Below are 24,813 nucleotides of genomic sequence, written 5' to 3'. Positions count from 1 at the left end.
CACGGGGGTTTGATCTTAGATCAACAGATAAATCGCAGTCGAGCACATTACTGCGCCCAGAACCGGGGCTAGAAATGCGGCACCATGCCACCCGAAGGATCGGTGTATGACGCTGAAATGCAGGATTGCGCCGGACAGATACAAGGCCAGCGGTGCGAAATGCAGGGCGTTGGCCGCCATTGCCTCTGGCTCTCCCAACAGGGCGTAAAGCCACCACCACCCCAGAACCAAACTGGCCCCGCACCAGCTATAGGCCATGCCGAGCGCCAAGGGGGTGGCCCGTTGAATGTAGAGCCACAGGAAGGTGAGTGCGATCATCAGCCCCATCAGAGTAATGGCGCCAAATCCAATCTGGAAAACCGCGTCATATCCTACGCCCCAGTAGCCCAGTTGCAGCGCCAAAGCCAAGAACGCGACCAAAAGAGATGCTTGTTTCATTTTTGCAAGATACTCCTGACAACTACGTCCAACTCGGCTGCTGCGTGTTCGTTTCGTGTAAGGGCGTGCTGAAGTCGTCGCCCAAGAACCAAAGCCCGGAAGCGCTGTTTCAGCATCAAATACCAACGCCACATCATCGCCGTGCACCGGCAGCGGGAAGGCGTTCGCGTATAATCGTGGTGATCTCGATCAGGATAGACGAGTTTTTGTCCAGCACTGCACGCGTGGCCTGATCTTTCTGGAGGTCCCGATAAAGAAGGTAAAACACCAGCAAAACCCATGGCCCGTGATCGGACACCAGTTTTAGGATCAGGTCACTTCCCATTGCGGCGTTCCATCCAGTCTTTCAGCGCAGCATTGTCTGACACATCCACAGGTGCTGTATCGGCCTGTGGCACGTTAGGTTCGTCATCACGCACAGGCGCTTCGGGCTCTGGATCCGCCAAAAGTGGCGCAGGATCAGACTCTTGCCCCGTCGAAACGATCGGTGGAGTGGCGGTTGGTTTTGAAGGTGAAGGCACAAATCCATTGGCGCGCACCAGCACTTCGGCAATTGACCGTTGAAATTCCTGCCCTTTAACCTGTTGGCGGGCCCCAAAATAGAAACTGACAATGGCCCCCATCAGCCACCAAAGCGGCTCGGGCACCAAGGCCACACCTTGCATACGGTCAGCAAACCAAGCCGGGCTGATCATGGCAGCTGCAAACAGCCCCAATGTCGACAGCGCCAATGCGGGCCGGGGCACCCGGTTCAACCCGTCCATAAACCGGTCAAACCACCCCTTTCGCACATGGGCGAACTCAGCCGCAAAGGCTTCGATAGCCGCCATCTGCAATCCAGCATCACGGGCTGACGCTGCTTCTGCGTTCTCTCGAAACACTTCCGAGGTTTCGCGCACCACATTGCCACGCCCACCAAACAGCACATTGAATACACCGCCCATCAGCCCCATTTCTGCGTCCTCTTCCGGTGATCCGTGTTTGAAAAATGATAGTGGGCCGCGATGAACTCCTCGGCCCGATTGATCCAGCCGCCTTTGCCCCCATCCCGCCTGCGCGCGTATTTGCGCGAGGCTGGGCGACGATCGGCCAAACGGTAATAGTAATTGCGCCGTTCAATCCCATAGGCGTCAACCAGGTGATCCGGAGCCACCGCCAAGGCGGCACGCGCGATGCCCAAGGTCTGCGGCCCCAATGCGCCGTCCTTCGCAAGCTGGTAGCCCATCTTGGCAAACAGACCCTGCAAAATGCGCACCGCATTTCCGCCCGCATTCACATACATATCAAAGACCGAAGCCTGTAGCGGCTCTGGCAGCTCGCCAATCCGGGGCTTGTGATAGTAGTGCTTTAGAAAAATATCACGGGCTTGTGCGCGGGTCAGGCGCTTTACATCCGCAGGTGTCACCTTGCCATCGCCCGTCAGGTCCAGCCCCAAGCGGCGCATGGTGTGGATGGTCACACCAAAGTTGGTCGCCCCACCGGGATCATCGGGATCATTCACATAGCCGCCTTCACGGGCGACAATTTGGTCGGCAATTTCTGTGACAGTTTGCATCCGGGCCCTTCCCCGCGTTTAAAACACGGGGGTAAGGCTGGAGTGCTTGAGTTAACAATGTCGAAATCAGGAGCCCGGTTCGACGTAAACTCCGCTTTCTTTCAAAGAGTCCACGACCTCTTTCGGCATGTATTCTTCGTCGTGCTTGGCAAGGATTTCAGTGGCTTCAAAAGTGCCATCCACATAGGTGCCCGTACCGATCATGCCCTGATTTTCAGAAAACAAGTCAGGCAGCACACCTGTGTAGCGAACCGGCACCGTCTCCGCCCCATCAGTCACAGAGAAGCTCACAGTTTCGCCCTGCCCGCGCACGATAGAGCCTTCGGATACAAGCCCCCCCATGCGGAACACCTCGTCCTCGCGGGGTGGTTCCGCGATCACCTCGGTCGGCGATCGATAATAGTTGATCCCGTCTTTCAGCGCGTAGCCGATCAACCCTGTCGACAGCGCAAGCGCAACAAAGGCCAGCACGATGATCTGGATACGGCGGGTTTTCTTCAAGCTTTTCAGACCGGCCATTTCGGCATCCTTTTCAATCTCTTACGGAAACACAGGGGGCATCATCAGCCCCGTGGTCTCATCCTCGCCCAACATAAGGTTTGCGTTCTGCATCGCTTGACCGGACGACCCTTTACACAGGTTATCCAGCGCAGACACGACCAGCGCGCGGCCGGGGACACGGTCGCCCGACACGCCTAGATGGCATTGGTTTGACCCCGTCACCTGCCCCATACCGGGCAATTTGCCCTTGGGTAGCACCGTCACAAAGGGCTCGTCTTGATATTGCTCAACTAACGCGGCATGGATTGCATCGGCGTCGCCATCCACATAGCAATCGGCCAGAATGCCCCGGTTCACCGGCACAAGATGCGGCATAAACTGGATGCGTACGTCACGGCCAGCCAGCAGGGAAAACTCCTGATCAAACTCGCCCAGATGCCGGTGCGTCCCGCCCTGCGCATAGCCCAGCACATCCGTTGAGCGCTCGGCAAACAGCATGTTTTCTTTCAACGACCGCCCGGCACCGGATACGCCGTTCTTCAGATCGCAAATGATCCGATCCAGATCAATCAACCCGGCTGAGATCAGAGGACGCAGCGCATATTGCACCGTCGCAGCGTTACACCCCGTGCCCGCCACCAGACGCGCGCTTTTGATGTCATCGCGGTAAAACTCGGTCAGGCCATAGACAGCTGATTTCTGCAGCTCGGTCGCCACATGCGGCGCGCCGTACCATTTCTCGTATTCCGCCGGATCACGCAGACGGAAATCGGCACCAAGATCCACGACCTTCACGCTCTCAGGCAAATCGCGCACCAGAGCTTGGCTTAGTCCGTGCGGCAGCGCCGCGAAGGCCAAGTCCACGTTTGTAAAGTCGATCTGATCCATCTTCACCAGTTTCGGCAGATCAAGATGGCGCAGATGTGGATAGACATCTGCCATCTCTTGCCCAGCCTTACGGTCAGCGGACAAGGCAACGATCTCCATCGCCGGATGGGTGGCGATCAGCCGGACAAGCTCTGCACCCGTGTAACCGGACGCACCTAGAATGGCGATTTTGTGGGTCATCGTGACCTCCTGCAAATTCGTCGAAAACATGTAGTGGTTTTGTGCGCCCGCTGCAATCAGGCGGCTTCGAAAGCGATCTTTCGTCGCAGGAACTGTGTCGCGCGATTGGAAACCTGAGCCGGATCACCAGTGGTCAGGAACTTGCTTCCAGTCCCAGTGCCACGCATGTTCGGATGACGCTCCAGATAATCAGCAAGGCTTTCCGCCACCAAATTGGCCTGACTATAAACCTTTACATCCGCCCCCAGCGCGTCTTGGAATTCGGCTTCCATCAGCGGGTAATGGGTGCAGCCCAGAATAGCCGCCTCGGGCTTGGGCATCTTACGTTTCAACGCATCGACATGGCTGCGCACAAGCGCTTCGGCCAAGATCATATCGCCATCTTCGATCGCATCCACCACGCCGCCACAAGCTTGCGCCTCGACGTCCACGCCAATGGCGCGGAAAGCCAGTTCGCGCTGAAACGCGCGGCTCGATACGGTAGCCGGCGTGGCAAAAAGCGCGACATGCTTCACCGCAACCTCGCGCGGAGGCGTGTTGTCACCCCATCCACGTTCGGTCATCGCCTCGATCAACGGCACAAAAACACCCAGTACGCGCTTGTCCGCAGGAATCCAGCTTTCCTGCATCCGCCGCAGCGCCGCTGCCGAGGCCGTGTTGCAGGCAAGGATCACCAGATCACACCCCTGATCCCACAGGGCAGAAACTGCATTTTTGGTAAGCTCGTAGATGTCATCGGCATCGCGCACCCCGTAAGGTGCATGGGCGCTGTCGGCGTAATAGACGAAATCCACATCCGGCAGGCGCTTTGCGACCGCGTCCAGAACTGTCAACCCGCCCAGACCGCTATCAAATACGCCAACTGCCATTGTATTATGCCTTCTACTTGATCATCCCATGCCCCGCGCACGGCAGGGCATGGTCTAGGCATAGGTCTGTTTGCGACGGAAATCCATCGCCTATTTGTCGCGCATAGCTACTCGGCGGCTTGCACCACTGGGGCGGTTCCGTCGAACTGCGCCCAGAGGGCTGCGCGGCGGGTCGCGGCGGCATCAACGCTGGCCTCTTTCACCGGGCCGAAGCCACGGATCGACAGGGGCAGTTCCGCAATCTCAAGCGCCGCCGACAGGTTGGCTTCGGTTAGCCCAGCCAAAAGCCGCTCCAGATCCGCCTCGTATTCTGCAATCAGCGCGCGTTCAGTTACACGTTCTGCTGTGCGGCCAAACGGATCAAATGCGGTACCGCGAAGTCCCTTCATTCGGGCCAGCATTGGGGCGGCGCGTTCAAACCACGCACCAAAGCCACGTTTTTTCGGGCGGCCGTTGGGTTCCTCACCGCTCAGCACCGGAGGCGCTAGATGATAGGTCAGTTTCAGATCGCCATCAAACTCTGCTTCGGCCTTGGCACGGGTTTCGCACAGAAGGCGCGCAACCTCGTATTCATCCTTATAAGCCAAGAGCTTATGATAGCCCTTTGCAACGGCTTCCTGCAAAGATTCAGGCATCCGCGCCACCCGAGCACGATAGGTATCTGCCAGCGATTTCCCTTGGTATTTCACCAGGTGCTCCGCGCGGAAGTCCACAATCTCGGCCAGTGTTTTGGGAAGCTCAACCACGTCCGCCTCAAGGCATTTCGCAGCCTCAGCGGGGTGTTCAATCGCCCAGCGGCCCAGTTCAAACGCACGTTTATTGCGATCCACTGCCTGACCGTTCAGCTCGATCGCATACATCAGCGCTTCATAGCTCAGCGGCACATAGCCCGCCTGCCAGCTACCGCCCAAGATCATCATGTTCGAAAAGATGCTGTCGCCCATCAAAACCCGCGCCAATTCGGTCGCGTCAAACATCGCCAGACGATCTTGCAACCGCGCCTCAAGCGACAACTGCAACCTGTCGCCGGGAATGGTGAAATCCGTGTTCTGAGTGAATTCTCCAGTCACCGTTTCATGGTTATCTACGACAGCACCGGTGCGTCCGGTCTGCGTCAGGCCAAGCGTGTTAGACTGGGCCGAGACCACAAGTTCGCACCCGATAAGTGCGTCACATTCCCCGGTCGCCACGCGGATGGCCGAGATATCCTCGGGCTTTTCCGCAAGGCGCAAGTGAACCGTGACCGCGCCCCCTTTTTGGGCCAGCCCCGCCATTTCCATCATGCCTGCACCCTTGCCGTCGATATGCGCAGCCTGTGCCATGACGGCACCGATGGTCACAACGCCTGTGCCGCCAACCCCTGTGATCACCGTGTTGTAGGTGCCATTGATGGCGGGCAGCTTGGGCATGGGCAGGTCAGGCAGATCAACTTCAGCGGTGGCGGCTTTCTTCAGCTTGGCCCCTTCGACAGTGACAAAGCTGGGGCAGAAGCCGTTTACGCAACTGAAATCCTTGTTACAGCTGGATTGGTCAATCGCACGCTTACGCCCAAGTTCGGTTTCAACAGGGACAATCGAGACGCAGTTCGATTGCACTCCGCAATCACCGCAGCCTTCACAAATATCAGTATTGATGAAAACGCGCTTATCCGGGTCCGGGAACAGGCCCCGTTTGCGGCGACGACGCTTTTCAGCCGCACAAGTTTGGATATAGAGGATGACAGACACCCCCTTGATATCGCGGCATTTCTTCTCAATGGACAGAAGCGCATCGCGGGTGTGGAAACTCAGCCCCTTGGGGAACAACGCCGCGTCCACATCCTCTTTGTCATCATAGACAACAAAGATGTGTTTCACCCCCATCGCCTGTACTTCACGAGCAATGCGCGGAGCATCCAGATCGCCTTCGTTTTCCTGTCCGCCAGTCATCGCAACTGCGTCATTATAGAGGATTTTGTAGGTGATATTGGCTTCCGAAGCCAAAGCCGCGCGGATCGCCAGATTACCCGAGTGGTTATAGGTGCCGTCACCAAGGTTCTGGAAAACATGCTTGGTGCTGGAAAACGGTGCTTCACCGACCCAATTCACGCCCTCGCCGCCCATCTGAGTAAAGCCAACCGTGTCGCGGTCCATCCATTGCACCATGTAGTGACAGCCGATCCCAGCATAGGCGCGGCTGCCTTTGGGCAGCTTGGTCGAGGTGTTGTGCGGACAGCCTGAGCAGAAGAACGGCAAACGCGCCGCCAGATCAGGGGCGTTATCTGCGGCTCTTACCTCGTTCAGTTTGGCCAGACCGGCCTTCACAGCATCGGTGCCCCGACCCTCTTCAATCAGGATGCCACCCAGCTTCTCGGCAATCATGATCGGATCCAGCGCATAGCGCGTCGGGAACAGCTCGGTCCGGCGGCCGTTTTCCCACTGATCACCCTTGTGCCAGCCATAGACGCGACGGCCCCGGCGATCATCAAAGATGGCTTCCTTGATCTGCACTTCAATCAGTTTGCGCTTTTCTTCGACCACAACGATCAGGTCCAGCCCCTCGGCCCATTCATGGAACGAGGTCATATCCAAAGGGAAGGTCTGGCCGATTTTGTAGGTGGTGATACCAAGCCGTTCGGCTTCGGCCTCGTCGATGCCGAGAAGATTCAACGCATGCACAAGGTCCAACCAGTTCTTACCCGCAGCCACAAAGCCGATCTTGGCACCTGGCTTGCCCCACATGCGGTTGTCGATGCGGTTTGCACGAGCATAAGCCTCTGCTGCGAAACGTTTATAATCGATCATTCGCGCTTCTTGCGGGATGCGATCATCAATCAAGCGGATGTTCAGCCCGCCCTCGGGCATGTCGAAATCGGGCGTGACAAGCTGCATGCGATCCACGCGTCCGTCGATAACAGATGTCGCCTCGACCGTGTCTTTCATCACTTTCAGGCCTGCCCAGACACCCGAAAACCGGCTCAGCCCATAGCCATAGATGCCGTAGTCCAAGATTTCCTGCACGCCTGCCGGGCTCAGTACCGGAATATACGCATCCACCATGGCCCAGTCGGACTGGTGCAATACGGTCGAGCTTTCGCCAGTGTGGTCATCGCCCATCGCCATCAACACGCCGCCATGCGGGCTGCTGCCGGCCATGTTGGCGTGGCGCATGACGTCACCGGTGCGGTCCACGCCCGGCCCCTTGCCGTACCACAGACCAAAGACACCATCATGAGTGCCTTCGCCACGAAGCTCTGCCTGCTGACTGCCCCACAGCGCGGTGGCGGCGAGGTCTTCGTTCAGACCAGGGTGAAACTTAATATCATTGGGCTCCAGCACTTTCCGCGCGCGATCCATCCAAAGATCCACGCCACCCAATGGCGAACCACGGTAGCCAGTCACATAGCCAGCTGTATTCAACCCCGCCCGACGGTCACGTTCTTTCTGGGTCAGCATCAAGCGCACCAGCGCCTGCGTACCGTTTAACAAAACCTGTTCTTTCGACAGATCAAAGCGATCATTCAGAGTGATTTGCGGCTTGCCCATGACACACCTCCCTATACGTGACACATGCTTGCGTGATCTGCTTAGTTTAGGTCATAATTCCTGACCTTTCAATTCTTTTCACATCATAATCCGTGCTGGAATTGATCACGATTCTAATGGTAACACTGTGCAAGCTTTTCACGCGAACAGGGATCGGTTCTTTCTTCATGGATTGGGACAAGCTCAGAATATTTCACGCCGTGGCGGATGCGGGGTCACTGACCCATGCTGGTGATGCACTGCATTTGTCACAATCTGCCGTGTCCCGCCAAATTCGCGCGCTGGAAGACGGGCTGAATGCCACCTTGTTTCACCGCCACGCGCGCGGACTGATTCTTACCGAACAGGGCGAGCTGCTGTTTGACGCCACCAAGGCGATGAACCAACGGCTCGAGGCTGCGGTGGCGCGCATCCGTGACAGCAAAGAAGAAGTGTTCGGTGAACTGCGCGTCACGACAACCACGGCTTTCGGTTCCATGTGGTTGGCACCGCGCCTGCCTAAACTTTACGAAGCCTACCCTGATCTCAGAATTGATCTGATGTTGGAAGAACGCGTGCTGGATCTTCCGATGCGTGAAGCTGATGTCGCCATTCGCATGAAAGAACCGAGCCAAGCGGATCTGATCCGCAAGCGCCTGATGGATGTGCATATGCGGCTTTACGCGACGCCCAGCTATTTGGAAGCCAACGGCACGCCCGAAAAGCTTGAGGATCTCTCGAAGTTCCGGCTGATATGTCAAAATACATCGGCCGCCCAAGTCAGTGCTGGCGCTGCTTTGGTGCGCGAGCTGCTGACCTATGATGTTGGCTCACTTCTAACAGTGAACAACTATTTCGGAGTTCTGCAGTCCGTGCTGAATGATCTGGGAATTGGTGTACTTCCTGACTACATCACGCACGATTTCCCACAGTTGACCCGCGTTTTGCCCTCTGTGGAAAGCAAAGACATACCGGTCTACCTTGCCTATCCCGAGGAATTGCGCGCATCCAAACGGATCGAAGCATTCCGCGATTTTGTCACGTCCGAGCTGATTGCGCAGCGCCGCAGCACAGCAAGCTGAGATATACATTCAGAATTAGTGATGCGATTGCGCAACAGTGAATCAACTGGGTTTCGAGGCTGAAACCCCATCAATTTATGATACTTTAGGTGTTAAAGTTCTCAAATCATTAGACTATCCCAAGTAGAATACAATCCCGATTAGCCTCGAACAGCCTCGCGCGCCATGAGGCATGCGCAAAATGCATAGCCGCAATGCAGCATTTTCCCTTGAACCGAGTCGTTCTGGCACCTAATTCTTATCCAAAGCCGATGGTCGAGCTTCGCTCTAGTCGGTTTTTACCTCCCTGTTGGACTTGGCCGGGCTCTGCCCGGCCTTTTTTTTGCCTGATGCACAAAGATCGTGCAAAACAAGGCATCCTAGCCCTTCCCCAATGCCCGCCCATCGCCTACAAGGCGCAGCAACTGACATTGACGCTTATCGCGCGCGAGTCGATGTTGCTGCAACGCCGAAGGGGACCGAGCATGAGCGAGCCGAAAATCACCACTGACCTGATTGAAGCCCATGGACTGAAGCCCGACGAATACGACCTGATCCTCGAAATCATCGGACGCGAACCCAGCTTCACCGAACTTGGCATCTTCTCAGCCATGTGGAACGAGCACTGCTCTTACAAATCCTCAAAAAAATGGCTGCGCACTCTGCCGACCGAAGGCCCTCAGGTCATCTGCGGCCCCGGCGAAAACGCGGGCATCGTGGATATCGGCGATGGTCAGGCCGTGGTCTTCAAAATGGAAAGCCACAACCACCCCTCGTATATCGAGCCTTATCAGGGCGCGGCCACCGGCGTGGGGGGCATTTTGCGCGACGTGTTTACCATGGGCGCGCGCCCGATTGCCGCCATGAACGCGCTGAGCTTTGGCGAAGTTGATCACCCCAAGACCAAGCAACTCGTCAATGGCGTGGTCGAAGGCATCGGTGGGTACGGCAACTGCTTCGGTGTTCCCAACGTAGGCGGAGAGGTTCGCTTCCACCCTGCCTATAACGGCAACTGCCTTGTGAACGCCTTTGCCGCCGGTCTCGCGGATGCAGATAAGATCTTCTATTCGGCCGCATCGGGCATCGGCATGCCTGTTGTATATCTAGGCGCCAAGACAGGCCGCGACGGTGTCGGCGGGGCCACCATGGCGTCAGCCGAGTTTGACGACACGATCGAAGAGAAGCGTCCCACCGTTCAGGTTGGTGACCCCTTTACCGAAAAACGTCTGATGGAAGCCACGCTAGAGCTGATGCAAACCGGTGCTGTCATTTCGATCCAAGATATGGGTGCCGCTGGCCTGACCTGCTCGGCCGTTGAAATGGGCGACAAGGGTGGTCTGGGCGTCAAGCTGAACCTTGAAGACGTCCCCCAGCGCGAAGACAACATGACAGCTTATGAGATGATGCTGTCCGAAAGCCAGGAGCGGATGCTCATGGTGCTGAAGCCGGAAAAAGAAGCCGAGGCCCGTGCTGTCTTCGAAAAGTGGGACCTCGATTTCGCCATCGTCGGTGAAACGCTGGCCGAAGACCGCTTTTTGATCATGCACAACGGCGAAGTGAAAGCCGATCTACCGCTGTCGCCCTTGTCGGGCCGCGCCCCAGAATACGATCGCCCGTGGGTCGAAACCCCGGCAGCCGATGAACTGGCCGACGTGCCGGAAATCGACGCGATTGACGGGCTGAAGGCGCTGATCGGGTCTGCAAACCACGCTGCAAAACAGTGGGTTTACGAGCAATATGACCACATGGTTATGGCTGACACTGTTCGCGCCCCGGGTTTGGGTGCGGGCATTGTGCGCGTGCACGGCACCGACAAAGCCATCGCCTTCACCTCGGACGTGACGCCGCGCTATGTGAAAGCGAACCCACTGGAAGGTGGTCGTCAGGCCGTGGCAGAAGCCTATCGCAATCTGACCGCCGTTGGTGCCAAGCCGCTAGCCACCACTGACAACCTGAACTTCGGCAACCCCGAAAAGCCCGAGATCATGGGACAATTCGTCGGCGCCATCAAAGGCATCGGCGAGGCTGTGGCAGCGCTGGACGTGCCGATCGTTTCGGGCAACGTCTCGCTTTATAACGAAACCGATGGCCAAGCGATCCTGCCCACCCCGACCATTGGTGCCGTGGGCCTTTTGGATCGCCTTGATGATATGATCGGTGGCGTGGCCCGCGACGGTCACGTGGCAATGGTCGTCGGCGAAACCCAAGGGCACTTAGGTCAATCCGCCCTGCTGGCCGAAGTCTTCAACCGCGAAGATGGCGACGCGCCGCATGTGGATTTGGATGCCGAGAAGCGAAACGGTGACTTCATCCGCGCCAACCGCGAGCTGATCAAAGCTTGTTCGGACCTGTCGGATGGAGGTCTGGCCCTGGCTGCTTTTGAGATGGCCGAGGCCGGTGAAGTGGGCGTTCAGCTGGACGCTGGCGACACGCCAACGCTGTTCGGTGAAGATCAGGCGCGCTATCTGGTGGCCTGTAACTTCGATCAGGCCGAAGCCTTGATGATTGAAGCAGGCAAAGCGGGTGTAACTATTGAGACCGTTGGTCGCTTTACCGGAGACAGCGTGAAGATGGGCGGCTCGGAAGCCCCCTTGGCTGAGCTTGCTCAGATTTTCCGCACCGGCTTTGATCAGGCGCATTCGTAAATGACAGGCCCGGTGCCGCTGGCACAGGATCCCGCAACGCTGACCGCCGATTGCGCGGCGTGTACGGGGCTTTGCTGTGTGTCACCCGGCTTTGATGCAGGCGATGACTTTGCCTTTGACAAACGTGCGCTTGCGCCGTGTCGCCACCTTGGAACGGACAACCTGTGCCGCATCCACGAAACTCTGACAGATCAGGGTTTTCCTGGCTGTGCCAAGTTCGATTGCAAAGGTGCAGGGCAATATGTGACCCAGCAGATCTTCCCACGCAAACGCTGGCGCAAAGACCGTGAAACGCTGGAAGCCGTGTCCGAGGCTTATCGCCGGATGCGGGCCATCTGCGACATGGCAGAGCTCCTCCAGCTGGCTGCGCGCCTACCTCTGTCAGCTGCGCAAGAGGCTGCCCGCCAAGCCATGCTGGACCGCCTTTTACCCGAGCCCGCTTGGACAGAAAACACACTGGCCGAAGCCGAAGAGGCTGGCATCCTATCGGACGCCCGCGCTATCTTGACCAGTTTTCGTGATGCCGCAATGAACCGCTAGGCCTTGCGGCCCCCCTGCCCCACACATAAGTTAGATGAAACAAACACGAGGTTTCGCCAATGGCCATGGAAGCATCCGCAATCGAAGACCTGATCCGCGCAGGTTTTCCCGACGCTCAGATCACCATCACCGATCTGGCCGGTGACGGGAATCACTGGGCTGCCGAGGTCGTGGATGAAAGCTTCCGCGACATGAACCGCGTGCAACAACAGCGCGCGGTAAACGCCACTGTCCGCGCCCAGATCGACAGCGGAGAGCTCCACGCGCTGGCATTGACGACCAAGGTACCTGAGTGAAAGGCACGTTAGGAGCCTACGCCATTGTGGCAATTGGATTTCTGTTGTTGCTGGCTATCGGGCTGCCGGGATTGCTAATACATTACTTCAACAAAGCTCGCCTTGGGCGAGACGCCAAAACAAACGGAACACAAGATGACCGACGCTAAAACACGCATCGACGAAACCGTCAAAGCCAATGACGTTGTGCTTTACATGAAGGGCACGAAAGAAATGCCGCAATGCGGGTTTTCGTCCCGCGTGGCTGGCGTTCTGAACTACATGGGCGTGGACTACGCCGATGTGAACGTGCTGGCCGACGAGGAAATCCGTTCGGGCATCAAGGAATATTCCGACTGGCCGACCATCCCGCAGCTTTACGTCAAAGGCGAATTCGTGGGCGGTTGTGACATCATCACCGAGATGACCCTGTCGGGCGAGCTGGACACGTTGTTTGACGACAATGGTGTGGCGTTTGACAAAGAGGCTGCCGACAAGATCCGCGAAGCCAACGGCTGATTTTCAGATCACTTGAGATAGAAAACGCGCGCTGCACCCCAGCGCGCGTTTTTGTATATACTGATTTTGGAAGCCTTTAGTCCGCTTTCAACCGATCTTCGACGGATGCAGCCATAGATTCAGCCCGTGCCGCGATTTCGGCCAGCGTGTCCGTAACAGCGGCAGGGACCACAGGCACTTCCACTTTCTGCGGCTCTGCGTTTTTCAGTGCATCAAGCTCCCGTTCCAGTTCGGCCACGCGTTGCTCGGTCAGCTTCACTTTATCCTCCATGCCCGCGGTCTTGTCGGCCAGCATCAAGCCCGACATCAAAAGCATGCGGCTTTCGGTCAGGTTCGAGATTTGGCTGACCAGAACGGACGCTTCAGTGTCCAGCATGGCGGCAGCGGATTTCAGGAAATGTTCTTCGCCCTCTTGGCAGGCCACTTCAAAACTGCGGCCACCGATGGTGATCGTGACGTCAGGCATGTGTGTCCTCCTCAGCCTTGGGGGCGGCCATTGTGGAAAGCTCGGTCAGCACCGCGTCCAGTTCAGCACGGTCCGCTTGCTGCGTTGCCTTCAGCGCCGACAACTCAGCAGTCATGGCATTGTTGATCAGAGTTGCATCGACGACACCCGTTTTCGAGGCCTCGCGCAAGGCATCGTTGGTGTTGCGAAGCTCTTGATTGGCTTGCCGCAGGCTTTCGGCAGCGGCCTCGGCCTGAGCAAGCTGCGCTTTCAGCTGCTCGGTCTCACCGGCAGTATCATCGCTTTTGGATTTAAGGGCGCTTAGACGTTCGGTCAGCTGTGCATTAGCGGTGCGTTCATCCTCAAGCTGCGCTTTCAACTCGTCCTGCGCACCGGTGTCGACCGCAGGCTTCTCCGCCATTTGATCCAACCCGATATTGATCCGTTCCAATGCGGCGGTAATACGGGTTTCTAGTTCGGAAATGTCACTCATAATCTGCCCTGTATAGTCCTGTCCGTTCGATCTTGTCACAAGGCGGCGCAACACTCAACGCCCTGTGCGCTTTGACGGCTGGAAATGCGATTCGCCGCCCGGTTTGCTCTCACAAGCATTTTGCTCCCCCTAAACGCCGTGTGGCAGTGTTCGTTTACAACCACTTGGGGCACAATGACTTGCTTTGCTTGACCCAAGCCGCAGGGCTGCTATCAGAGGCCTGACTTTACTTAGCCAAAGGATCCGGACCTTGGATATTGCCGCTCTTGCCAAAGCCCACCCTGACCACTGGAAAAAAGCTGCTGCGATCCGCTCTTTGACGCTGGATGCTGTTGCTGCTGCAAACTCCGGTCACTCTGGCATGCCTATGGGCATGGCCGACGTTGCGACTGTTCTGTTTGAAAAGCACCTGAAATTTGATCCCTCTGCTCCGCGCTGGGAAGACCGCGACCGGTTCATCCTATCCGCAGGTCACGGATCTATGCTGATCTACTCGCTGCTCTATCTTACCGGTTACAAAGACGTAACGCTGGACCAGATCAAAAATTTCCGTCAGTGGGGTGCGATCACCGCCGGTCACCCCGAATACGGTCACGTCTCGGGCGTTGAGACCACAACCGGCCCACTGGGTCAGGGCATCGCCAACGCCGTTGGCTTTGCGATGGCTGAAGAAATACAGCGTGCCCGTTTCGGCAAGAAAATCGTAGATCACTACACCTATGTCATCGCCGGTGATGGCTGCCTGATGGAGGGCATCAGCCAAGAGGCAATTGGCCTTGCTGGACGTCACGAGCTGTCCAAGCTGATCGTTCTTTGGGACAACAACGACATCACCATCGACGGTAAGGTGTCGCTGTCGGACCGCACCGACCAGATCATGCGCTTCAAAGCGTCAGGCTGGCACGTGCAAGAAATTGACGGGCATGATCCGGAACAGATCGACGCCGCAATTGCAAAAGCAAAAAGCACTGGCAAGCCATCGATGATTGCCTGCAAAACCCACATCGCGTTGGGTCACGCGGCACAAGACACATCGAAAGGGCACGGCGCACTGACCGATGCGGACCAATTGGCTGCAGCCAAAAAGGTCTATGGCGCACCCCAAGGGGCGTTCGATGTCCCTGCCGATGTTAAGGCGCAGTGGGAAGCCATGGGCGCACGCGGTGCTGATGCACATGCTGAGTGGGAAACCCGGTTTACCTCGATCTCGGATCGCAAACAGGGCGAGTTCAAACGGGCTTATGAAATGGAAGCGCCGAAGAAACTGGCAGCGGTTATTCGCAAGCTCAAGAAAGAGGTTGCCGAAAGCAAGCCAGCAGTTGCAACACGCAAGTCTTCGGAAATGGCACTTGCCGTGATCAACCCGGTGCTGCCGGAAACTGTAGGCGGCTCGGCTGATCTGACCGGATCGAACAACACCAAGACCGGTGATTTGGGCGTCTTCGACACCGACAACCGCAGTGGTCGCTATATCTATTGGGGCATCCGCGAACACGGTATGGCTGCGGCCATGAACGGCATGACCCTGCATGGCGGCATGCGCCCCTATGGAGGCACGTTCTTCTGCTTCACCGATTACGCGCGGCCAGCAATGCGTCTGGCGTCGCTGATGCGCATCCCAACCGTGTTTGTGATGACCCACGATTCCATCGGTGTAGGCGAAGATGGCCCGACCCACCAGCCGGTTGAGCATCTGGCCATTTGCCGCGCGACCCCCAACAGCTACACGTTCCGCCCAGCGGACACTGTTGAAACGGCCGAAGCTTGGGAAATCGCTTTGACAACGAAGGACACACCTTCGACGCTGGTTCTGACCCGTCAAAACTTGCCGACCGTCCGCACCGACTACAAGCAGAAAAACCTTTCCGCTCAAGGCGGTTATGTGCTGGCTGAAGCTGAAGTTGGCAAACGTCAGGTGATCCTGATCGCAACTGGCTCGGAAGTGTCGCTGGCCATGGAAGCCCGCGCCAAACTGGAAGCAGACGGCATCGGCACCCGTGTTGTGTCCATGCCCTGCATGGAGCTGTTTGCAGAGCAGGAAGAATCCTATCGCCGCAAGGTTCTGCCCGCTGGCGCCGTGCGCGTTGGCATCGAAGCTGCCGTACGTGACGGCGGCTGGGACCGCGTGCTTCTGGGCGAACGTGGCCGTGAAGCCAAGCAAGCCTTTGTTGGCATGACTGGCTTTGGCGCATCTGCCCCTGCAGGTGTCTTGTTCGAGAAGTTCGGCATCACCACCGACAACGTCGTGGCAAAAGCAAAAGACCTTCTGGCTTAAGCCAGGAAGCCTCAAACACGACCCAAAGCCTCCGCAGGTTTCAGGTCCGGTTCTTCAAAACGCCCTGCCAATCGGTGGGGCGTTTTCTTTATGGCTTTTAAACCTGTCCCAGATCGGACAGTCTGCGCCTGTTTTGTCAAAGGATACCAACGTGCTGTCAGGCTTAGCTGAAAATCATCGAGGTGCGCTGTTCATGGTTTTCGCCATGGCTGCCTTCGCGCTTGAAGACATGGCATTGAAAGCTGCGGCACGTGATATTCCCATCGGACAGGCGGTTGCGCTGTTTGGATTGGGTGGATTGATAATCTTCGCCCTGATCGCGCGCGTTCAGGGCGCTCGGGTCTTCCACCCGGATCTACGCTCGCCCGTAATGATCTGGCGGTCCCTGTCCGAGATCACGGGACGCTTGTTTTATGCGTTGGCGATTGCACTGACGCCGCTGTCCAGCGCCTCGGCCATTTTACAGGCAACGCCACTGGTCGTCGCTTTGGGCGCGGTGATCTTGTTTAAGGAACGGGTCGGTCCGCGCCGTTGGCTGGCGATATTCGTGGGATTCATCGGCGTGATCATGATCCTGCGTCCGGGGCTTGACGCGTTCGACCCACTCTCGATCTTTGCAGTGCTTGGGATGCTGGGGTTCGCCGGGCGCGATTTGGCCACCCGCGCAAGCCCAGCGACCCTGTCGGGCGCACAACTCGGCGTGGCTGGGTTCGCGGTTCTGACTGTGTCTGGGCTGGTCTTGTTGGCTGTGTCTGGCGAGATAAGCCTGATGACAACGGCGGCCAGCGGATACATCATGCTGACCATTGTTTGCGGCGTTCTGGCCTATGGTGCACTGACGCTAGCGATGCGGACCGGAGAGGTCTCGGTCGTGACCCCCTTCCGATATTCGCGCCTGTTGTTCGCGCTCATTCTGGGCGTCGTGGTGTTCCACGAACGCCCAGACATGATGACACTGGCGGGAAGCGCGGTCATCGTGCTGAGTGGGCTGTTCCTGCTCAGCCGAGCAAAACAAAGGGCTTAGGCTTTACCTTTGAAAATCGATCCCCAGATCGGGCCGATGACCCATGTGGCCAAGGGAATGATCAGCACGCCCAGCACGAGACCCAGAACCCCGTCCAAAGCAGCTGTCACGACCCATTTCACGAAGCCTGCATAGTCCGGCACAGCGTAAGCCGCAGCTTCGGCCCAGTGTTTGATGGTCTCATAGGGCAGATGCCAACCTAGCTCGTGCAGCCCATGTACAATGATCGAGCCGCCAACCCAAATCATCGCGGCGGTGCCGATGATGGTCAAAAGCTTCATGACGTAAGGCATCGCCTTTACAATCCCGCGGCCCAACGCCTGTGTCACGCCCAACCGTGCATTGTTGGCGAGGTACAGGCCAAAATCATCCGCCTTAACGATCAATGCGACCGAGCCATAAACTGCGACGGTGATGCCCACAGCGGCAACCGCCAAAGTGGCGGCCTCCATCCAAAAATTGCTATTTGGAATGCCCGATAGGATGATCGTCATAATCTCGGCCGACAGGATGAAGTCGGTCTTGATCGCGCCTGCGACCTTGCTTTCTTCCAGATGCGCCGGGTCGCCTTCGACATGTTCTGCGTGGTCCCATGTATGATCATGCGGGAACAGCGTGTGCCAGACCTTCTCGGCCCCCTCAAAACACAGGTAAGCCCCACCCAGCATCAGAAGTGGCGCTATTGCCCATGAGGCAAAGGCTGACAGCAAAAGCGCGATAGGCAAAAGAATGAGGAGCTTGTTCTTGATCGACCCCCACGCGATGCGCCCGATAATCGGAAGCTCGCGCTTGGCTTCAAACCCCTGCACGTATTTCGGCGTCACAGCCGCATCATCGATCACGGCACCCGCTGCTTTCGCACTCGCTTTGGCCGCCTGCCCCGCCACATCATCAATCGAGGCCGCCGCGACCTTCGCAATCCCTGCCACGTCATCCAGCAGTGCAATCAAACCACTCATCTACTCGCCCCAATCAATCCTATGCGCGTTTGGGGACGAATCTAACGCACCCACCTCAAAGGGCAAGTCCAACACCTTCAATTCGCCTTGTTAAATTCACCCCCTTGAAGGTTTGCGCTAACGAGCAGCTTAACGCGATATGTTTTCGCTATCATGTTGGCAGGGAAGGTGTTTTCTGGGTTGGGTGCTCCAGTTGTGGACGGTATACCACGTGCAAATCTCAGATTATTTCTCGCGGTTTTCGACAGCCGCCACGTGAAAGAGGAACAACTCATGTCCGTCAAAGTCGGCATCAATGGATTTGGCCGCATCGGCCGCTGCACTCTGGCCCAAATCGCGGCCTCGGGTCGTGACGATATCCAGGTGGTAAAAGTGAATGCCACAGGCCCTCTCGAAACTGCAGCTCATTTGCTAAAATACGACAGCGTGCATGGCCGCTTCCCGAACGAAGTTGTTCTGGGTGATGGCACCATGGATGTGGGCCAAGGCCCCATGAAGATGATGTCGACCTATGACATGAACGAACTGGATTGGGACGGCTGCGACGTTGTTCTGGAATGCACCGGCAACTTCAACGACGGGATCAAAGCCAAGCCGCACCTAGAGCGTGGCGCGAAGAAGGTTCTATTGTCTGCCCCCGGCACCAATGTCGATAAGACCATCGTTTACGGCGTAAACGACGAAACGCTGGAGGCCGGCGACACCATGATCTCGAATGGGTCATGTACCACAAACTGTTTGGCTCCGATGGCTAAAGTTCTGCTGAACGCTTTCGGCATCGACAGCGGCATCATGACCACGATCCACGCCTATACCGGCGACCAGCCGACCCTCGACCGTCGCCATAAGGACTTGTACCGCGCCCGCGCCGCAGCGATGTCGATGATTCCAACCTCGACCGGTGCCGCAAAAGCCCTGGGCGAAGTTCTGCCTGCGCTCAAAGGCAAGCTGGACGGATCCGCCGTGCGCGTCCCGACTCCAAATGTCTCGGCCGTGGACCTGACTGTTGTGGTGGAAAAAGATGTGACCGTTGCCGACGTCAACGCCGTGATGAAAGAGCAAGCTGCAGGCGCCATGAAAGGCGTATTGGGATATAACGAAGAGCAATTGGTTTCGACCGACTTCAATCACACCGAAGAAAGCTCAATCTTTGCAGCGGATCAAACAAAAGTGCTCGGCGGACGTCTGGTCCGCGTGCTGGCTTGGTATGATAACGAATGGGGCTTCTCGACCCGCATGGGCGATGTGGCCGTGAAAATGGGCAGCATCTGATCCCACAACAACTTCGTAGATCTGAACCCTCGCAGCCCAGCTTGCGAGGGTTTTCTTTTGTCTTGCCCAAGGCAACAACAGTTGCAACATTACCCCAAACAGGCAAGGGCAGCCTCAGGAGCAATCGTCGTGACAAATCAACTTGCCATAGCGCTTGGCGCTGTGATCCTGATCCTTCTGGGATTGGATGTGTTCCTGTGGGACGGCACCAACATACTGTTCCTCTCGAAGAAGTTTTTAGAACTGACAGAATGGGCCGCGTTCTGGCGATAAGCTTGCGAACATGGGTTGCCCCTTGACCTTTTCGAAAATGTTGCGATGTTAGCGCTCACATTTCCACGTGTGCGTGAAGGAGACAATTATGACGATCAAAGTGGCAATCAACGGTTTTGGTCGCATCGGACGACTTGTCCTGCGCGCAATTCACGAAAGCGGTCGCAAAGACCTTGAGGTCATCGCCATCAACGACCTTGGTTCGGTGGAAATGAATGCGCATCTGCTGGAATTTGACAGTGTACATGGCCGCTTCCCAAACAAGGTGACCTATGGCGAGGATTGGATTGACGCTGGACGTGGCAAAATTGCCGTCACAGCCATTCGCAACCCTGATGACCTGCCTTGGGCCAATGTAGACATCGTGATGGAGTGCACGGGGATTTTCAAAGGCGACAAAGCCCTTGTTCATCTTGGAAATGGCTCCAGCCGCGTTCTAGTTTCTGCCCCGTCGTCTGGCGCAGATAACACGGTGGTATATGGCGTGAACCATGACAGCCTTAGCGCAGATCACGTTCATGTCTCGAACGCTTCATGCACAACAAACTGCTTGGCCCCGGTCGCCAAAGTGTTGCACGACACTGTGGGCATTACCAAAGGCTTCATGACCACAATCCATTCCTACACCGGCGATCAACCAACGTTGGACACGCTACACAGCGACCCATATCGCGCACGTGCCGCCGCGATGAGCATGATCCCCACCACCACAGGCGCCGCCCGCGCCGTCGGTCTGGTTTTGCCCGAGCTGAACGGAAAACTGGATGGCGTTGCAATCCGCGTGCCAACCCCGAATGTCTCCTGCGTAGACCTGACAATCGAAGCATCGCGAGACACATCCGTGGAAGAGATTAACGCCGCAATGATCGCGGCCTCAGAAGGACCCTTAAAAGGCGTTCTGGGGGTTACAGATCGTCCGCTGGTGTCCATTGATTTCAATCATGACCCGATGTCATCAACGCTGGCCTTGGATCAGACCAAAGTACTGGATGGCAACATGGTGCGCGTGCTCAGCTGGTATGACAATGAATGGGGCTTCTCGTGCCGCATGTTGGATACGGCGGTGGAAATGGGCAAGTACCTTTAAGGCCCGCCCGCGCCTACAAAACCTGAGACAAAAACTGACGCGTCCGCACTTCGCGAGGCGCGTCAAATATTTGATCCGGCGTGCCTTCTTCCAAGATGCGACCGCTTTCAAGAAAGCAAACCTTGTCCGCCAGTTCGCGCGCGAAGCCCATCTCGTGGGTGGCAAGGATCATGGTCATCCCCTCACCCCTTAGCTGTCGTAGTACATCCAGAACCTCGGCAACCAGTTCTGGGTCCAAGGCGGATGTGATTTCATCAAACAGCAAAATATCCGGCTGCATCGCAAGGGCACGGATGATCGCCACACGCTGCTGTTGTCCACCAGAAAGCTGATCAGGGTAATGATCTATGCGATGGCCCAACCCGAAGCGGTCAAAAAGCTCGGCCACGCGATCGCGCTGCGCGGCTTTGCTAAGCCCTTTCACCCGGCGCGGGGCCAACATCACATTGTCTGCCGCCGACATGTGCGGAAACAGATTGTAGGATTGGAAGACCAACCCGATCCGCTGTCGTATGGGCTGCGGATCAAGTCCCGGTTCGGCGATATCCACGCCATCAAACCAGATCTCACCATCATCAACAGGGTCCAGCAGATTAATCGCGCGCAGCAACGTTGATTTACCAGAACCGGACGCACCGATCAGGCACACCATTTCCCCGCGCGCGACCTCAAGATCGATCCCGCGCAAAACCTGATGATCCCCAAAGCTTTTTTGAATGTTCCGCAAAGACAGCATTGGCTATTGCTCCTGCTTGCGTCGTTTGTTCATCAGGTGATCGGCAAAGCGCGTCATCGGAATGGTGATCGCCAGAAAGATAACCGCTGCCCCCACATAGGGCGTGAAATTGGCGTAGAGCGACTTGTAAACACCCGCCTGCCGGAAGATCTCGACCGGGCCAACAAAGGACAAAAGCGCGACGTCTTTTTGCAAAGCGACAACAAGGTTCATGTTTGCAGGCAACACATTGCGTAACGCCTGAGGCAGGATCACGTAGCGCATCGTATCCGCGCCCGACAGGCCCAAAGAAAGCGCGGCAGAGCTTTGGCTTTTGTGGATCGACCCAATGCCGGACCGAATGACCTCGGCCACATAAGCCGCATAGACGAGGATCAGCGCAAGCGAGCCCCAGATATAGGGCGAATTCCACGGGCGCGGAAGCCCAAGGCCCGGAACTCCGAACCCCACAAGATAGATAACAAGAATGACGGGAAGCCCGCGAAACACATCCGTGTAAACCGTCGCGAAAAGTCGAAGCGGGTAAAGCGCAGGCCTTTGAATGTCACGACAGATCGCAACAAACAGCCCCAAAAGCGCAATCAGCGGGGCACACCACGCAAAGATCGCGATATCCAGCAAAAACGCGTTCAGCAGCCCTGGAAAGGTCTTCGTGAACACGCCGCCGTTGAAAAAGCTTTTCTTTACGGCTTCCCATCCAGGCGCAAGTGGCACCAGAACCAGAATTGCAACAAGTACCAGTGTCGTCGAGACACCCGCTACCCACATGGATCGGCGGCGCTGTGCAGCTTCAAACTGCGCGCGCCGCCCCGGCATCGCCGGTGGTTCACCAGACATCGTCATTCTGCGCGTTTTCCGCCTTATTCGATTACCGGAACACCTGTTGCTGCCTGAAGCCACTCGGCTTCAATCTCAGCCAGTTTTCCCGAATCCGTCAGCGCCTGAATGGCTTCATCAACACAAGGCTTCAAAGCGCTGCCATCCGCCATGAGAGCGCCAAACTGATCTGGATTGTCCGAACGCTCTGCCGGGAATTGGCCAAGCAGTGCTCCGTTCTCGACCACCACAGCCGACAGGTAAAGCGCGGTTGGCAGGTCAAACAGAGCCGCATCAATCTGATTGGCCTGAAGGGCCGCAGTCACATCCGTGTTGTCATTGTATAAAAGCACATCATTTTCAGGAGATATAACTTCACCCACCATAGACGCACCGGTGTGCGAAGCCCCTGCCCCCCACACAAGACCTTTCAGCGCATCCAATGTCGGCGCACCCACTTTATCGGCCACGGATTGGGTTGTAAGAACTGCCATCGCTGAGCTGTAGTAGGGCAGCGAGAAATCAACCATCTCTTCCCGCTCTGGCGTGATCGAGTATTGCTGCATGTTAAAGTCAAAGTTTTTTTCGCCGGGCTGAATGGCTTCGTCGAACGATGTACGCACCCAGGTTACCGCGTCATCCGCAAATCCCATTTCGTTCGCAATGGCATAGGCCACAGCGGCCTCAAACCCATTTTTGCTTTCTGGTGCATCATCCATAACCCAGGGGTAGTAAGCCGGATTGCCGGTCGCGATGGTCAGAACCCCTTCGTTCAAGGTTTTACCTGCTGCGCAATTGTCAGCCGCATAGGCCGCACTGCCCACAAGCGAAGCGCACATGATCGTCAGCACTTTTTTCATTTCGGTCATCTCCCCAGATTGGATGTTTTGCTTGAGCCTAGCGTGAACCACCTAACTGGGCGAGCGAAAAAGCACCTTTTGAAACAGGGCCATTGACCTTCCCCAATTTTTTGATCAAATATTTCACACCGTATTTATTTCAAACCAACGACGGCATGACACCGACGTTGTAGGAGGTTTTGATGTCACCAAAGCGCCCCTTGGATTGGGCCTCGAACTTGTCCGCTGATTTTGTCGCCTATGCAAATGGTCGTCGCATTGAAGAAGTGGAGTGCATCATCCCCGACATTGTCGGAACCTCGCGCGGGAAAGCGATGCCCGCCACGAAATTTGATCCTGAAGCCGAACTCGCCTTGCCCATATCTCTCTTCTACCAGACAATTTCTGGCGAATACGTGGATATGGAGATCGAGAACCAGTGGCTTGAACGTGATGTTGTGCTTCGCCCGGACATGAGCACCGCCTGTGCCGTGCCTTGGGCCGATGATGTTTCGGTACAGGTGATCTGCGATATGTTCAACCGCGACGGGTCGCCTCTGGCTGTATCCCCGCGCGCATTGTTGAAGCGTATCGTCGGTCTTTATGCAGACAAGGGCTGGAAGCCGATTATCGCGCCCGAGCTTGAGTTTTACCTCACCAAGCCCAACCACGATCCCAACGAACCGATTGAACCCCCGATTGGGCGAACCGGTCGAAAGGGTGCAAGCCGTCAAGTGTATTCGATGTCCGCCGTGGACGATCACGGACCGGTCATCGACACGATCTATGATTACGCTGAAGCGCAAGGGCTTGAGATCGACACCGTAATTCAAGAAGGTGGCGCCGGTCAGATCGAGATCAACCTGAACCACGGCGATCCTGTGAACCTTGCCGATCAAGTGTTCTATTTCAAGCGCACGATCCGCGAGGCCGCGCTAAAGAACGGCGTGTTTGCGACGTTCATGGCCAAACCCATTCGGGACGAGCCAGGCAGCGCGATGCATGTGCATCAAAGCATTGTGGATGCGAATACCGGCAAAAACATCTTCTCAAACGAAGATGGCAGCGCGTCTGATCTGTTCCGCTGGTTCATCGGCGGGTCTCAGAAATACACGATGGATATCGTACCGCTTCTGGCCCCTTACGTGAACTCGTTCCGTCGCATCACTGTGGAAGGTCAATCCGCCCCTGCCAACTTGGAATGGGCGTCGGACAATCGCACGACGGGCTTACGGGTACCACATTCCGGCCCGGCAGCACGGCGTCTGGAAAACCGCGTCATCGGCATGGATGCAAACCCATATATAGCCATCGCAGCCTCGCTGGCGTGCGGGTATCTTGGCATGATGAACAAGGTCGAGCCGCGCAAGGAAGCCACAAAAGAGGTTTGGGAAGTAGAGCAACCCCTGCCGGCCGCCCTGCGCGCCGCATTGGATTTGTTTGATGAGGCAAAAGAAATTCGCGCCGTTCTGGGCGAGGAATTCTGCAAGCTTTATTCCGATATCAAATGGGCTGAGAATGAAGAATACCAACGCGAAATCTCGCCTTGGGAACGGCAGCATTTGCTTTTGAACGTGTAAGGCACGCCGGACACTCCAAAACTTAGGCGCGGTCACTTAG

25 protein-coding genes are annotated in these 24,813 nt (G+C 56.7%); 11 read left to right on the top strand and 14 right to left on the bottom strand.

Translation table 11 applies throughout. The features are described 5' to 3' along the window. Positions 1-15: 15 nt before the first annotated feature. From MWU55_RS07710 to MWU55_RS07675, 8 genes are all read right to left on the bottom strand, one after another. Complete coding sequence (locus MWU55_RS07710; protein WP_246935411.1) at positions 16-438, bottom strand: hypothetical protein; 423 nt, start codon at positions 436-438, stop codon at positions 16-18. A gap of 133 nt (positions 439-571) precedes the next feature. Next, the gene (locus tag MWU55_RS07705) at positions 572-763 is read right to left on the bottom strand and encodes a hypothetical protein (protein WP_246935409.1); all 192 of its coding nucleotides are present in this window, start codon (positions 761-763) and stop codon (positions 572-574) included. Continuing rightward, complete coding sequence (locus MWU55_RS07700; RefSeq protein ID WP_246935401.1) at positions 753-1,391, bottom strand: holin family protein; 639 nt, start codon at positions 1,389-1,391, stop codon at positions 753-755. Before MWU55_RS07700 ends, MWU55_RS07705 begins: the two co-directional genes overlap by 11 nt. Continuing rightward, the gene (locus MWU55_RS07695) at positions 1,382-1,993 is read right to left on the bottom strand and encodes a holin-associated N-acetylmuramidase (protein WP_246935399.1); all 612 of its coding nucleotides are present in this window, start codon (positions 1,991-1,993) and stop codon (positions 1,382-1,384) included. Before MWU55_RS07695 ends, MWU55_RS07700 begins: the two co-directional genes overlap by 10 nt. A 66-nt stretch (positions 1,994-2,059) precedes the next feature. After that, complete coding sequence (gene ccmE / locus MWU55_RS07690) at positions 2,060-2,503, bottom strand: cytochrome c maturation protein CcmE (RefSeq protein ID WP_246935705.1); 444 nt, start codon at positions 2,501-2,503, stop codon at positions 2,060-2,062. A gap of 30 nt (positions 2,504-2,533) precedes the next feature. Continuing rightward, positions 2,534-3,562 carry an N-acetyl-gamma-glutamyl-phosphate reductase gene (argC, locus tag MWU55_RS07685; RefSeq protein ID WP_246935398.1) on the bottom strand — a complete coding sequence of 343 codons (1,029 nt, stop codon included), beginning with the start codon at positions 3,560-3,562 and terminating at the stop codon, positions 2,534-2,536. A gap of 56 nt (positions 3,563-3,618) precedes the next feature. Continuing rightward, on the bottom strand, positions 3,619-4,431 hold the full coding sequence (murI, locus tag MWU55_RS07680) for a glutamate racemase (RefSeq protein WP_246935396.1): 813 nt from the start codon (positions 4,429-4,431) through the stop codon (positions 3,619-3,621). 107 nt (positions 4,432-4,538) lie between these two features. Next, complete coding sequence (locus MWU55_RS07675; RefSeq protein ID WP_246935394.1) at positions 4,539-7,955, bottom strand: indolepyruvate ferredoxin oxidoreductase family protein; 3,417 nt, start codon at positions 7,953-7,955, stop codon at positions 4,539-4,541. A 167-nt stretch (positions 7,956-8,122) separates the two neighbouring features. Between MWU55_RS07675 and MWU55_RS07670 the strand changes: the two genes are divergently transcribed. From MWU55_RS07670 to grxD, 5 genes are all read left to right on the top strand, one after another. Continuing rightward, positions 8,123-9,016, top strand: coding sequence for a LysR family transcriptional regulator (locus MWU55_RS07670; RefSeq protein ID WP_246935704.1), 894 nt, complete (start codon positions 8,123-8,125; stop codon positions 9,014-9,016). A 464-nt stretch (positions 9,017-9,480) separates the two neighbouring features. Next, positions 9,481-11,640 carry a phosphoribosylformylglycinamidine synthase subunit PurL gene (gene purL, locus MWU55_RS07665; RefSeq protein ID WP_246935393.1) on the top strand — a complete coding sequence of 720 codons (2,160 nt, stop codon included), beginning with the start codon at positions 9,481-9,483 and terminating at the stop codon, positions 11,638-11,640. Then, complete coding sequence (locus MWU55_RS07660) at positions 11,641-12,180, top strand: hypothetical protein (RefSeq protein WP_246935391.1); 540 nt, start codon at positions 11,641-11,643, stop codon at positions 12,178-12,180. 59 nt (positions 12,181-12,239) lie between these two features. Beyond that, positions 12,240-12,476 carry a BolA/IbaG family iron-sulfur metabolism protein gene (locus tag MWU55_RS07655; protein WP_246935389.1) on the top strand — a complete coding sequence of 79 codons (237 nt, stop codon included), beginning with the start codon at positions 12,240-12,242 and terminating at the stop codon, positions 12,474-12,476. 135 nt (positions 12,477-12,611) lie between these two features. Beyond that, positions 12,612-12,974, top strand: coding sequence for a Grx4 family monothiol glutaredoxin (gene grxD, locus MWU55_RS07650; protein ID WP_246935387.1), 363 nt, complete (start codon positions 12,612-12,614; stop codon positions 12,972-12,974). A gap of 76 nt (positions 12,975-13,050) precedes the next feature. On the opposite strand, the gene MWU55_RS07645 is transcribed toward grxD, so the two are convergent. Together MWU55_RS07645 and MWU55_RS07640 are read right to left on the bottom strand one after the other, a co-directional pair. Next, on the bottom strand, positions 13,051-13,440 hold the full coding sequence (locus MWU55_RS07645; protein ID WP_246935386.1) for a cell division protein ZapA: 390 nt from the start codon (positions 13,438-13,440) through the stop codon (positions 13,051-13,053). Next, entirely contained in the window at positions 13,433-13,912 is a 480-nt protein-coding gene (locus MWU55_RS07640; protein WP_246935383.1) for a hypothetical protein, read from the bottom strand. The genes MWU55_RS07645 and MWU55_RS07640 overlap by 8 nt, the downstream gene beginning before the upstream one ends. 250 nt (positions 13,913-14,162) lie before the next feature. Between MWU55_RS07640 and tkt the strand changes: the two genes are divergently transcribed. Continuing rightward, on the top strand, positions 14,163-16,187 hold the full coding sequence (gene tkt, locus MWU55_RS07635) for a transketolase (protein WP_246935381.1): 2,025 nt from the start codon (positions 14,163-14,165) through the stop codon (positions 16,185-16,187). Between the two features lie 151 nt (positions 16,188-16,338). Further along, positions 16,339-17,211, top strand: a complete 873-nt coding sequence (locus tag MWU55_RS07630) for a DMT family transporter (RefSeq protein ID WP_348646221.1) — start codon at positions 16,339-16,341, stop codon at positions 17,209-17,211. Here the strand turns inward: MWU55_RS07630 and MWU55_RS07625 are convergent. After that, a complete protein-coding gene (locus tag MWU55_RS07625; RefSeq protein ID WP_246935380.1) occupies positions 17,208-18,170 on the bottom strand; it encodes a DUF808 domain-containing protein in 963 nt (320 codons plus the stop codon). The genes MWU55_RS07630 and MWU55_RS07625 overlap by 4 nt on opposite strands. A 273-nt stretch (positions 18,171-18,443) precedes the next feature. On the opposite strand from MWU55_RS07625, the gene gap (MWU55_RS07620) reads away from it, so the two are divergent. The 3 genes from gap (MWU55_RS07620) to gap (MWU55_RS07610) all read left to right on the top strand — a co-directional run bounded on the left by gap (MWU55_RS07620) (position 18,444) and on the right by gap (MWU55_RS07610) (position 20,802). Beyond that, positions 18,444-19,442, top strand: a complete 999-nt coding sequence (gene gap / locus MWU55_RS07620) for a type I glyceraldehyde-3-phosphate dehydrogenase (protein ID WP_246935378.1) — start codon at positions 18,444-18,446, stop codon at positions 19,440-19,442. Between the two features lie 129 nt (positions 19,443-19,571). Continuing rightward, positions 19,572-19,715: a hypothetical protein gene (locus MWU55_RS07615; protein ID WP_246935376.1), complete on the top strand. Its 144-nt coding sequence runs from the start codon at positions 19,572-19,574 to the stop codon at positions 19,713-19,715. 88 nt (positions 19,716-19,803) lie between these two features. After that, complete coding sequence (gene gap / locus MWU55_RS07610) at positions 19,804-20,802, top strand: type I glyceraldehyde-3-phosphate dehydrogenase (RefSeq protein ID WP_246935373.1); 999 nt, start codon at positions 19,804-19,806, stop codon at positions 20,800-20,802. Between the two features lie 13 nt (positions 20,803-20,815). Here gap (MWU55_RS07610) and MWU55_RS07605 read toward each other — a convergent pair whose 3' ends face one another. Genes MWU55_RS07605 through MWU55_RS07595 form a run of 3 tightly spaced genes read right to left on the bottom strand, consistent with a single transcriptional unit; the run spans position 20,816 to position 23,214 of the window. Further along, positions 20,816-21,538, bottom strand: coding sequence for an amino acid ABC transporter ATP-binding protein (locus tag MWU55_RS07605; protein WP_246935372.1), 723 nt, complete (start codon positions 21,536-21,538; stop codon positions 20,816-20,818). A gap of 3 nt (positions 21,539-21,541) precedes the next feature. Further along, positions 21,542-22,375 carry an amino acid ABC transporter permease gene (locus MWU55_RS07600; RefSeq protein WP_246935702.1) on the bottom strand — a complete coding sequence of 278 codons (834 nt, stop codon included), beginning with the start codon at positions 22,373-22,375 and terminating at the stop codon, positions 21,542-21,544. A gap of 23 nt (positions 22,376-22,398) precedes the next feature. Then, positions 22,399-23,214, bottom strand: a complete 816-nt coding sequence (locus MWU55_RS07595) for an ABC transporter substrate-binding protein (RefSeq protein WP_246935701.1) — start codon at positions 23,212-23,214, stop codon at positions 22,399-22,401. A 182-nt stretch (positions 23,215-23,396) separates the two neighbouring features. Here MWU55_RS07595 and MWU55_RS07590 point away from each other — a divergent pair, with 182 nt between their 5' ends. Further along, positions 23,397-24,773 (top strand): glutamine synthetase family protein, encoded by a 1,377-nt coding sequence (locus MWU55_RS07590; RefSeq protein WP_246935369.1) that lies wholly within the window; start codon positions 23,397-23,399, stop codon positions 24,771-24,773. Positions 24,774-24,813: the final 40 nt, after the last annotated feature.

The sequence above is a fragment of the Aliiroseovarius sp. F20344 genome, from assembly GCF_023016155.1.
In the GTDB taxonomy this organism is placed as follows: domain Bacteria; phylum Pseudomonadota; class Alphaproteobacteria; order Rhodobacterales; family Rhodobacteraceae; genus Aliiroseovarius.
Note: the sequence above shows the minus strand (reverse complement) of the source record. Positions and strands in the feature narration are given on the sequence as shown.

Bases quoted from the DNA above. Each gene is read 5' to 3' on its own strand.
- MWU55_RS07710 (WP_246935411.1), bottom strand. From the start codon at position 438: ATGAAACAAGCATCTCTTTTGGTCGCGTTCTTGGCTTTGGCGCTGCAA.
- MWU55_RS07705 (WP_246935409.1), bottom strand. From the start codon at position 763: ATGGGAAGTGACCTGATCCTAAAACTGGTGTCCGATCACGGGCCATGG.
- MWU55_RS07700 (WP_246935401.1), bottom strand. From the start codon at position 1,391: ATGGGGCTGATGGGCGGTGTATTCAATGTGCTGTTTGGTGGGCGTGGC.
- MWU55_RS07695 (WP_246935399.1), bottom strand. From the start codon at position 1,993: ATGCAAACTGTCACAGAAATTGCCGACCAAATTGTCGCCCGTGAAGGC.
- argC (WP_246935398.1), bottom strand. From the start codon at position 3,562: ATGACCCACAAAATCGCCATTCTAGGTGCGTCCGGTTACACGGGTGCA.
- murI (WP_246935396.1), bottom strand. From the start codon at position 4,431: ATGGCAGTTGGCGTATTTGATAGCGGTCTGGGCGGGTTGACAGTTCTG.
- MWU55_RS07675 (WP_246935394.1), bottom strand. From the start codon at position 7,955: ATGGGCAAGCCGCAAATCACTCTGAATGATCGCTTTGATCTGTCGAAA.
- MWU55_RS07670 (WP_246935704.1), top strand. From the start codon at position 8,123: ATGGATTGGGACAAGCTCAGAATATTTCACGCCGTGGCGGATGCGGGG.
- purL (WP_246935393.1), top strand. From the start codon at position 9,481: ATGAGCGAGCCGAAAATCACCACTGACCTGATTGAAGCCCATGGACTG.
- MWU55_RS07660 (WP_246935391.1), top strand. From the start codon at position 11,641: ATGACAGGCCCGGTGCCGCTGGCACAGGATCCCGCAACGCTGACCGCC.
- MWU55_RS07655 (WP_246935389.1), top strand. From the start codon at position 12,240: ATGGCCATGGAAGCATCCGCAATCGAAGACCTGATCCGCGCAGGTTTT.
- grxD (WP_246935387.1), top strand. From the start codon at position 12,612: ATGACCGACGCTAAAACACGCATCGACGAAACCGTCAAAGCCAATGAC.
- MWU55_RS07645 (WP_246935386.1), bottom strand. From the start codon at position 13,440: ATGCCTGACGTCACGATCACCATCGGTGGCCGCAGTTTTGAAGTGGCC.
- MWU55_RS07640 (WP_246935383.1), bottom strand. From the start codon at position 13,912: ATGAGTGACATTTCCGAACTAGAAACCCGTATTACCGCCGCATTGGAA.
- MWU55_RS07625 (WP_246935380.1), bottom strand. From the start codon at position 18,170: ATGAGTGGTTTGATTGCACTGCTGGATGACGTGGCAGGGATTGCGAAG.
- gap (WP_246935378.1), top strand. From the start codon at position 18,444: ATGTCCGTCAAAGTCGGCATCAATGGATTTGGCCGCATCGGCCGCTGC.
- gap (WP_246935373.1), top strand. From the start codon at position 19,804: ATGACGATCAAAGTGGCAATCAACGGTTTTGGTCGCATCGGACGACTT.
- MWU55_RS07605 (WP_246935372.1), bottom strand. From the start codon at position 21,538: ATGCTGTCTTTGCGGAACATTCAAAAAAGCTTTGGGGATCATCAGGTT.
- MWU55_RS07600 (WP_246935702.1), bottom strand. From the start codon at position 22,375: ATGTCTGGTGAACCACCGGCGATGCCGGGGCGGCGCGCGCAGTTTGAA.
- MWU55_RS07595 (WP_246935701.1), bottom strand. From the start codon at position 23,214: ATGAAAAAAGTGCTGACGATCATGTGCGCTTCGCTTGTGGGCAGTGCG.
- MWU55_RS07590 (WP_246935369.1), top strand. From the start codon at position 23,397: ATGTCACCAAAGCGCCCCTTGGATTGGGCCTCGAACTTGTCCGCTGAT.